Annotated in this window: 7 protein-coding genes; 5 read left to right on the top strand and 2 right to left on the bottom strand. The window is 65.1% G+C overall.

The features are described 5' to 3' along the window. From DBR23_RS28475 to DBR23_RS28460, 4 genes are all read left to right on the top strand, one after another. The coding region (locus tag DBR23_RS28475; protein WP_233250804.1) for an enoyl-CoA hydratase/isomerase family protein at window positions 1-627 on the top strand (627 nt) is incomplete at its 5' end. 86 nt (window positions 628-713) lie between these two features. Continuing rightward, on the top strand, window positions 714-1,121 hold the full coding sequence (locus tag DBR23_RS28470; RefSeq protein ID WP_108500287.1) for a DUF3592 domain-containing protein: 408 nt from the start codon (window positions 714-716) through the stop codon (window positions 1,119-1,121). 232 nt (window positions 1,122-1,353) lie between these two features. Next, complete coding sequence (locus DBR23_RS28465) at window positions 1,354-2,127, top strand: pirin family protein (protein WP_108500286.1); 774 nt, start codon at window positions 1,354-1,356, stop codon at window positions 2,125-2,127. Window positions 2,128-2,166: 39 nt separating this feature from the next. After that, window positions 2,167-2,925, top strand: a complete 759-nt coding sequence (locus tag DBR23_RS28460; protein ID WP_108500285.1) for a gamma-glutamylcyclotransferase — start codon at window positions 2,167-2,169, stop codon at window positions 2,923-2,925. Between the two features lie 30 nt (window positions 2,926-2,955). Here the strand turns inward: DBR23_RS28460 and DBR23_RS28455 are convergent, their stop codons facing one another. Beyond that, window positions 2,956-4,026 (bottom strand): recombination-associated protein RdgC, encoded by a 1,071-nt coding sequence (locus DBR23_RS28455; protein ID WP_056057663.1) that lies wholly within the window; start codon window positions 4,024-4,026, stop codon window positions 2,956-2,958. A gap of 334 nt (window positions 4,027-4,360) precedes the next feature. Between DBR23_RS28455 and DBR23_RS28450 the strand changes: the two genes are divergently transcribed. Then, on the top strand, window positions 4,361-4,933 hold the full coding sequence (locus DBR23_RS28450; RefSeq protein ID WP_108500284.1) for a Spy/CpxP family protein refolding chaperone: 573 nt from the start codon (window positions 4,361-4,363) through the stop codon (window positions 4,931-4,933). A gap of 1,233 nt (window positions 4,934-6,166) precedes the next feature. Here DBR23_RS28450 and DBR23_RS28445 read toward each other — a convergent pair. Beyond that, window positions 6,167-7,360 (bottom strand): bifunctional diguanylate cyclase/phosphodiesterase (locus DBR23_RS28445; protein WP_146191476.1); only part of this gene is annotated, 1,194 nt, incomplete at its 5' end.

Raw genomic sequence — 7,360 nt, 5'->3', positions numbered from 1 at the left:
GTGGTGCTGCGTGGCAACGGCCGTGGCTTCATGGCCGGGGGCGACCTGGCCACGCTGCGCGCCGACCCGGTGCAGGGCGCCATCGACATCCTCACGCCGCTCAATGCCGCCCTTCAGTTGCTGGCACAGATGAACGCGCCGGTCATCGCGCAGGTGCACGGCGCGGCCGCCGGTGCGGGCTTGAGCCTGGTGCTGATGGCCGACTACGTGATCGCTGCCGAAGGCACACGCTTCAACCTGGCCTACATCAACCTCGGCACCAGCTGCGACGTGGGTGCATCGTGGGCGCTGCCGCGCATCGTGGGCGTGCGCCAAGCGCTGGAGATTGCGTTACTGGGCGAGGCCTTCACCGCGGACGATGCGCTGCGCCTGGGCCTCGTCAACCGCGTGGTGCCCGGCGCCGAGCTGGACAGTGCCACCACCGCCCTCGCCCTGCGCCTGGCCAGCGGCCCCACACTGGCCTACGGTGCGATGAAGCGCCTGATGCGCGCATCGATAGACCGCACGCTGCCCGAGCAACTGGCCGCTGAAAAAGACGCCTTTGTGCACTGCGCGGGCACCGAAGACTTCCGCGCGGGGGTGGAGGCGTTTCACCAGCGCCAGAGCCCGCAGTTTGTGGGGCGGTAACGCAAGCGCAACTGCATCGCCGGCAGCCTCTTTCTTGTCTTCAAGCAGAGCCCTTACACTCCCGCCAAAACGGAGGGAGAGAGTGTATGAAGCCATCACGCCAACAAGGCAAGCTGCTGTTCAAAATCGCGGGCGTCCTCGCCGGGGTCGTGTTCGTCGTTTTTGGAATGCAGGAGCGGTCCGAGCTTTCCAGAACGCTCAAGCTCGGCAAACACGCCGTGGTCGAGCCCATCACGCAGTACACGGAGTTCAAGAAAAGCGGTTCTTCCACCTACACCGCCGAGTTCCACTACAAGACCGACAGCGGCCAGCAAATGGTGGTGAAACACAGTTTCCCGGAAGAGATCCTGGCCGAATTCAAGGCCCATCGCCCGGTCGAAATCGCCTACATGCCCAACGACCCCAGCAGCTTTGTGTTTGTGAAGCAGCAGTCCTCATGGACGCTGGTGGCGGTCGGCACCGCTTTGATGCTGGCAGCCCTGCTGCTGGCCTGATCGACGGTTCGACCTTCCGCACCGTGCGCTCTTGTGCCAGGCGCGGGGCTGGGTGAACGCCTGAACCCACAGCATTGGACTGAATCGCGGAACAGTGAGTTGAGCTGCCAGCCATTGATGGCGAACCCATCGGCCCTTAGAGTGAGGCCATGGCGACGACAACCTACGCGGCTCCACGCACTCTCTTGCCCCTGTGGTGCAACATCGGGCCGGATACCCCCGCAACAAAGCCATGATCACCGTCCGCCCCTCCTCCGAACGGGGCCGGTCCTCCACCGGCTGGCTGCACAGCGCCCACAGCTTTTCGTTTGGCGACTACTTCGACCTGCGCCACCAGGGCCATGGCAATCTGCTGGTGCTCAACGACGACACGGTGGCGCCCGGCAAAGGCTTTGGCACACACGGGCACCGCGACATGGAGATCGTGAGCTATGTGCTCGACGGCGCCCTCGCCCACCAGGACAACCTGCACGAACGCGCCAACCAACAACCTGGGGCCCCAGCGGCCTCGGGGGCGCCAGGGGCTGATTCGGTGGCGGCTCCCACCGGCATCCTGCACCCGGGCGACGTGCAGCGCATCAGCGCAGGCTGGGGCGTGCGCCACAGCGAGTTCAATGCGCTGGCCGACCAACCCACCCATTTCCTGCAGATCTGGATCAAGCCCCTATTCACCGGCATCCGCCCCAGCTACGCACAAAAACACTTCCCGCCCGCAGACCGCCGGGGCCGCCTGGTGCGCATTGCCTCGCGCCGGGGAGAAGACGGCTCGGTGACCATGAACGCCGACGCCTCCATCTGGGCAGGCTTGCTGGATGGCAGCGAAACCGCCACCCAAGTGCTGAACCCCGAACGCCTGGCCTACGTGCACGTGGCGCGAGGGGCGGTGCAGGTCAACGGCATCGCGCTGTCTGGTGGCGATGGCGCCTTGCTGGACGGCGAAAACACACTGACCCTGCATGAGGGCCACCACGCCGAGGTGCTGGTGTTTGACCTGGCGCGGCGTTAAGACACCTGACGCCCAACACCAGCGCGCGGAACTGCCCCCATGACCCCCGACAACGCCTTCCTTCACCTGCCCGAGCTACAAGGCCGGCTGACCCCTGCCCATGCCTCGGGCCTGCGCCTCACCGATGAGGTGCTGGCCGAGTGGGACGCCCAGGCGCGCTGCCAGGGCCTGCCCGCCCACTGGCGCCTGCCAGATATCGAGGTTGAGCAATCCCGCCGCGAGGTGCTTTCCACGATCACCGCCGAGCAGCAGGATCTGTGGGTGTTTGCCTATGGCTCGCTGATGTGGAACCCAGGCTTTCACTTTGGCGAAGTGCGCCGCGCCTGCCTGCCCGGCTTTGCACGCCGCTTTGCCCTGAGCACCACCATCGGCCGGGGCACCCCCGATTGCCCGGGCCTGGTGCTGACCTTGCAGCACACGGGCGACGAAGACCCACAGGGCTGCGAAGGCCTGGCATTCCGCACCCCGGCGCCGCTGGTGGAGGACGAGTCCCGCCTGCTGTGGCGGCGCGAGATGATCACCGGCGCCTACTGCCCGCAACTGCTGCCCCTGCCAACGCCCCAGGGCGAGGTGCAGGCGCTGGTGCTGGTCGCCAACACGGCCCATACCCATTACCGGGCCAATCTGTCGCTGCAGGCCACGGCCGCGACCATTGCCACCGCCTGCGGACGCATCGGCAGCAACCGGGACTATCTGGAGCAGCTGGTGCGGCAGTGTGGGGTGCTGGGAATTGAAGACGCCTATGTGCGTGAGCTGGCGGCGTTGGTGAACGCCGCCGCCTGTAGCAGCGACCGCTGAAGCCGCCATGGCCCCGGTCGGGCCACGATCTCAAAACGGGGCCGACTCCGGGTCGGTATCGACGGGCACTTCCCGAGGACCGGTCACCACCCCACCCCCAGCCACCTTGCGCGCCGGGGCAGAGGGTGCTGCTGCTGGCATGGGTGACCGTGATGCTGCCGGAGCAGTTTCAGCCCTGTCACTCGCCACTGCCTGCGCCGCACCTGCCACTCCACTCTCGGTCTCTCCCCCCAGCGCCTCGATCAGGTCCGGAATCAGCTTGACCAGCTCGCCCGTGGCAATCGCCACGTCAGTGTCAAAGCCGCCATCGTCTGCCTTGGTGCCTTCAAACACCGTGTCCAGAAACGACACTTTCTTGATCTGCAGGCCTTCGGTGAGCATGAAGCTCACGCGGTCGTCCCAGGTGAGGGCGAGCTTGGTCGGCAGCTTGCCGGCGTCGATGTGGGCCTGCACCTCCTCGATGTCCAGTGGGTGGCGGGCGTAGCGCACTACGGCTTTTTCCTCGTTGGCGCTTTTGAGTTCGCACTCGCGGTCCACCGTGAAGCCCACGGGTGGCTCCTGCTCCTTGAGCCAGTGGGCCATGGCGGCCTGGGGGCTGGTCTGGGTGTCGAGCAGCGACACCGACAGGCCCGGCAGCGATTCGACCAGCAAGGTCACCACTTCATCGGCACGGCCCTGGCTGGATGTGTCCAGCACCAGCAGGCGCGAGGCCGTGTCGATCCAGATCCACATCGAGCCCTGCTTGGTGAAGGCCATGGGCAGCAGGTCCAGCTTGGCCTCGTCTTTCAGCTCCTTGCTTTCCTTCTTGCCGGGCTTACGGCCGGTTTCCTTTTCGATGCGTTCGGCCTTTTCCTTGACCTTGCGCGCCAGCACGCTGCCGGGCAACACCTTGGTCTCGACCATGAAACGCAGGATCCACTGCCCGCCCACCGATTCGACCAGGGGGCCATGTAGTTCACCCCGGGGGGGCACCCAGCCCAGCGACTTCTCTTGCGTGGCGCCACATTCCTGGAACGGGGCCTTGGCCAGGGCATCCTCTACTTGCGTCAGCTCGACCTGCCATTGCGGAGCAATGCGGTACACGATCATGTTCTTGAACACGGAAAACCTTTGGTTGGGGTCGCTGCGGACAACGACACGGACACGGAACCCGCCATTGTCGGCGGTCGCCACCCAGGCGCCGGGCCGCTGGGGCACGGGCAGCCCTTGAGGGACTGAAAACGCTACACAATCAATAGCAAACAAGGCATATGCCACTGGCGCATCGCCGACTACTAGCCCAAAATTATCTCGGAGGCCGCTTTGCAAGCGTTCGCTGCAACTTTACACAGCCTCACCCAACGCGCACGGTGGCGATACGTGGGCGGCAGACACTGGACTCCAATCGCTGAAACGGTCGTTGCAGCGAGCTCACCACCGCGAAAGGACTTCCAGCATGGCATCCCGTTTCTCCCACCCCATCTCTCACCGCATTGCCGCCACCGCCCTGCTCGCCGCCATGGCGTTGCCTGTGCTGGCCCAGCAGCCCCCAGTTGCGCCTGCGGCATCCCCCACAGCCCCTGCCAAGGCCGCCGAGGGCCGCCATGAACGCCACCATGGCGACATGGCCCAGCGCCATGCCAAGCGGCTGGCAGACCTCAAGGCCCAGCTCAAGCTGACGCCTGCACAGGAATCCGCCTGGACCACCTTCACCACCGCCATGCAGCCCGGCGAACGCCCCGCCCGCCTGGACCGCCAGGACATGGACAAGCTGACCACGCCGGAACGCATCGACCGCATGCGGGCCCTGCGCGCTCAGCACGCTGCCGAAGCCGACCGCCGTGGCGAGGCCACCAAGGCCTTCTATGCCACGCTGACGCCCGAGCAGCAAAAGACTTTTGACGCCCAGGCCCACCGGGGCCACCCCATGGGTGGCATGCGGGGTGGCGAGGGCCGCCACGGGCACGGCGACCACCACGGCGGCATGCGCGGGGGCGAAGGCCGTCCGGCCCCCGCTCCGGCCAAATAAGGCCCCCGGCCAGGCTGACAGGCGCTAAGGCGCGCACCCGCCAACTCGGCGTTCTGTGAAGAACGCCGGGTTTTTTGTTGTGGCGGCCAGCCCATGGGGAGCAGCGAAGGCAGCATGCGACGCAGCTGTGGATAACTCTGGGCACAGTTCTGGCACAACCGGGCAGTTATCCACACAAAAATCCGCCGCCCGAAAGTTGTTGTCAGTGAGCCCCGCACTTTGTGCGAGCCGCCCCACACACTTTGCAGCGACGCAAGTACGCGCCAGCATTGAAGAAAAGACGCTTGTCCACACAAACAGGCGTTCTCTACTACTACTGCTATTTATATATAAAGCTATTAAAGAATAACCAGAACCCCAACTCCGGGGTACCCATCACACGCCTGCGACGTGCGGTTCTGCTTGTGGGGGCCTGTCTGCACGGACATCACCACCAGGCCGTGGTGACGACCGCTCAGCCTGCCCTGCGGATCACTCAGGTCCTCTTGGGAACCCACAGGCAGTCGTTGACTGCACGAAACGGCTTTGCGGCCTGGTACGAGGGATGTGCTGTGCCAAGGCCCTGTGCGCTGCATCGACCATCGTCTGGGCAGGTTCTGACCGCCTCGCTGGCGCCCCCCAAGCCCCTGCAGTAGCGGAAGCGGAGCGTCACATCTGCCTCAGTGCTATCAATTGGAGAGCAATCAAGGCATACAGCCGTAGCGCTACGGGTCGTTTTGATTGAAATTCTTGCTGCCCACGCGCCCGGTGCGTAAAACTGGGGATAGTTTTGGCACAACCGGGGGCTTATCCACAGAAAAGGGCGATGCGCCGCTTTTGTCCCCGCTCGGGCGACAACGGGAGCAGGGCTGGATGCACAGGGTTGGCATCGGGCTAAGTGCTTGCCAGCGCTGGCAAAAATGCGGTTGTCCACACGCCAGGCCGCCCTCTACTACTACGACTATGTATTTATAAAAGACATAAGAAGAAGACAGAGAACAACTGGGGCCACGCACACGGCGGGGGTGAGTGGAGGGGCACCGACATACCGGGTGTACCCGCCCCAACCGGGATGAACGAGGGGATCCGGAGACGTCCAGAAGGCCGTGGAGGGCCTTGGGCGCAAAAGCAGGCCCAGGGGGCCGAAACGGACCTACAGGTTCCTCACGGAGCTTCTGGGGCCCTCAGGAGGGAGTTAGGGGTTACGGGCGCCTTGGATGTGGACAAGAGCCAGGAACACCTGGCGGGCGCCGCTTATGCCTGCGAGGTGCGCAGGAAGCTGTCCAGAACGTCCACCGACAGCGCCCGGCTGAACAGGTAGCCCTGGTAGAGCTGGCAACCTGCGCGGGCCAGCAGAGCGCATTGCTCGGGGGTCTCCACGCCTTCGGCGATCACTTCCAGCCCCAGGCTGCGCGACAGGCCGATGATGGTGTCCACGATCGCAGCGTCGTTGGGGTCGGTCAGCAGGTCGCGCACAAAGCTCTGGTCGATCTTGAGCTGATCGAGTGGCATGCGCTTCAAGTAGCTCAGGCTGGAGTAGCCCGTGCCAAAGTCGTCCAGCGAGAAGCCCACCCCGTAGGACCGCAGCGCGGTCATGGTAGCGATGGTGGTCTCCATGTCTTCCACCAGCAGGCTTTCGGTCAGCTCCAGCTTGAGCTGGGCCGAGGGCGCGCCGGTGATGGCGAGCACGCGGGCCACGTCGTCCACAAAACTGGCATGGCGGAACTGGCGCGAACTCACGTTGACGGCCATGGTCAGGTGCGACAGGGCCGGGTCGCTCTGCCAGCTGGCCAGCAGCTTGCACGCGGTGTGTAACACCCAGCGGCCCAGCGGCAGGATGAGGCCCGTCTCTTCAGCGAGCGGGATGAACTGCGCGGGCGACACCATGCCGCGCTGCGGGTGGGCCCAGCGCACCAGCGCCTCCACCCCCACACAGCGGCCCGACTGATGGATTTGCGGCTGAAAGTGCAGCAGGAACTCTTCCTGCATCAGCGCCGAGCGCAGGTCGGTTTCCAGACCCGCGCGCGCCGTGACCACGGCCTGCATGTCGGGGTCAAAAAAGCGCAGCGTGTTGCGGCCAGCCGTCTTGGCCTGGTACATGGCCAGGTCGGCCTGTTTGAGCAGCTCGCCCACCGTGGTGTGTTCGCCGGTGAAGGGCGCAATGCCGATGCTGGGCGTGCTGCGGTACTGGTAGCCCTGCAGCGCATAGGGCACGGCCAGCATGGCCAGGATCTTTTCACCCACGCCCCGGGCGTGCAGCGCGAGCTCGTGCGGCTTGGGGCTGAGTTCTTCCAGCATGACCACAAACTCGTCACCCCCCAGCCGGGCTACCGTGTCCACGCTGCGCACGCTGGTGTTCAGGCGCTGCGCCACCTGTTGCAGCAGCAGGTCGCCCTGGTCGTGGCCCAGGGTGTCGTTCAGGGTCTTGAAGTTGTCGAGGTCAATGAA

Origin of the sequence: Acidovorax sp. HMWF018, from assembly GCF_003061035.1 — a bacterium.
Classification (GTDB): Bacteria; Pseudomonadota; Gammaproteobacteria; order Burkholderiales; family Burkholderiaceae_C; genus Acidovorax; species Acidovorax delafieldii.
Note: the sequence above shows the minus strand (reverse complement) of the source record. Positions and strands in the feature narration are given on the sequence as shown.

Bases quoted from the DNA above. Each gene is read 5' to 3' on its own strand.
- DBR23_RS28460 (WP_108500285.1), top strand. From the start codon at position 2,167: ATGACCCCCGACAACGCCTTCCTTCACCTGCCCGAGCTACAAGGCCGG.
- DBR23_RS28450 (WP_108500284.1), top strand. From the start codon at position 4,361: ATGGCATCCCGTTTCTCCCACCCCATCTCTCACCGCATTGCCGCCACC.
- DBR23_RS28465 (WP_108500286.1), top strand. From the start codon at position 1,354: ATGATCACCGTCCGCCCCTCCTCCGAACGGGGCCGGTCCTCCACCGGC.
- DBR23_RS28470 (WP_108500287.1), top strand. From the start codon at position 714: ATGAAGCCATCACGCCAACAAGGCAAGCTGCTGTTCAAAATCGCGGGC.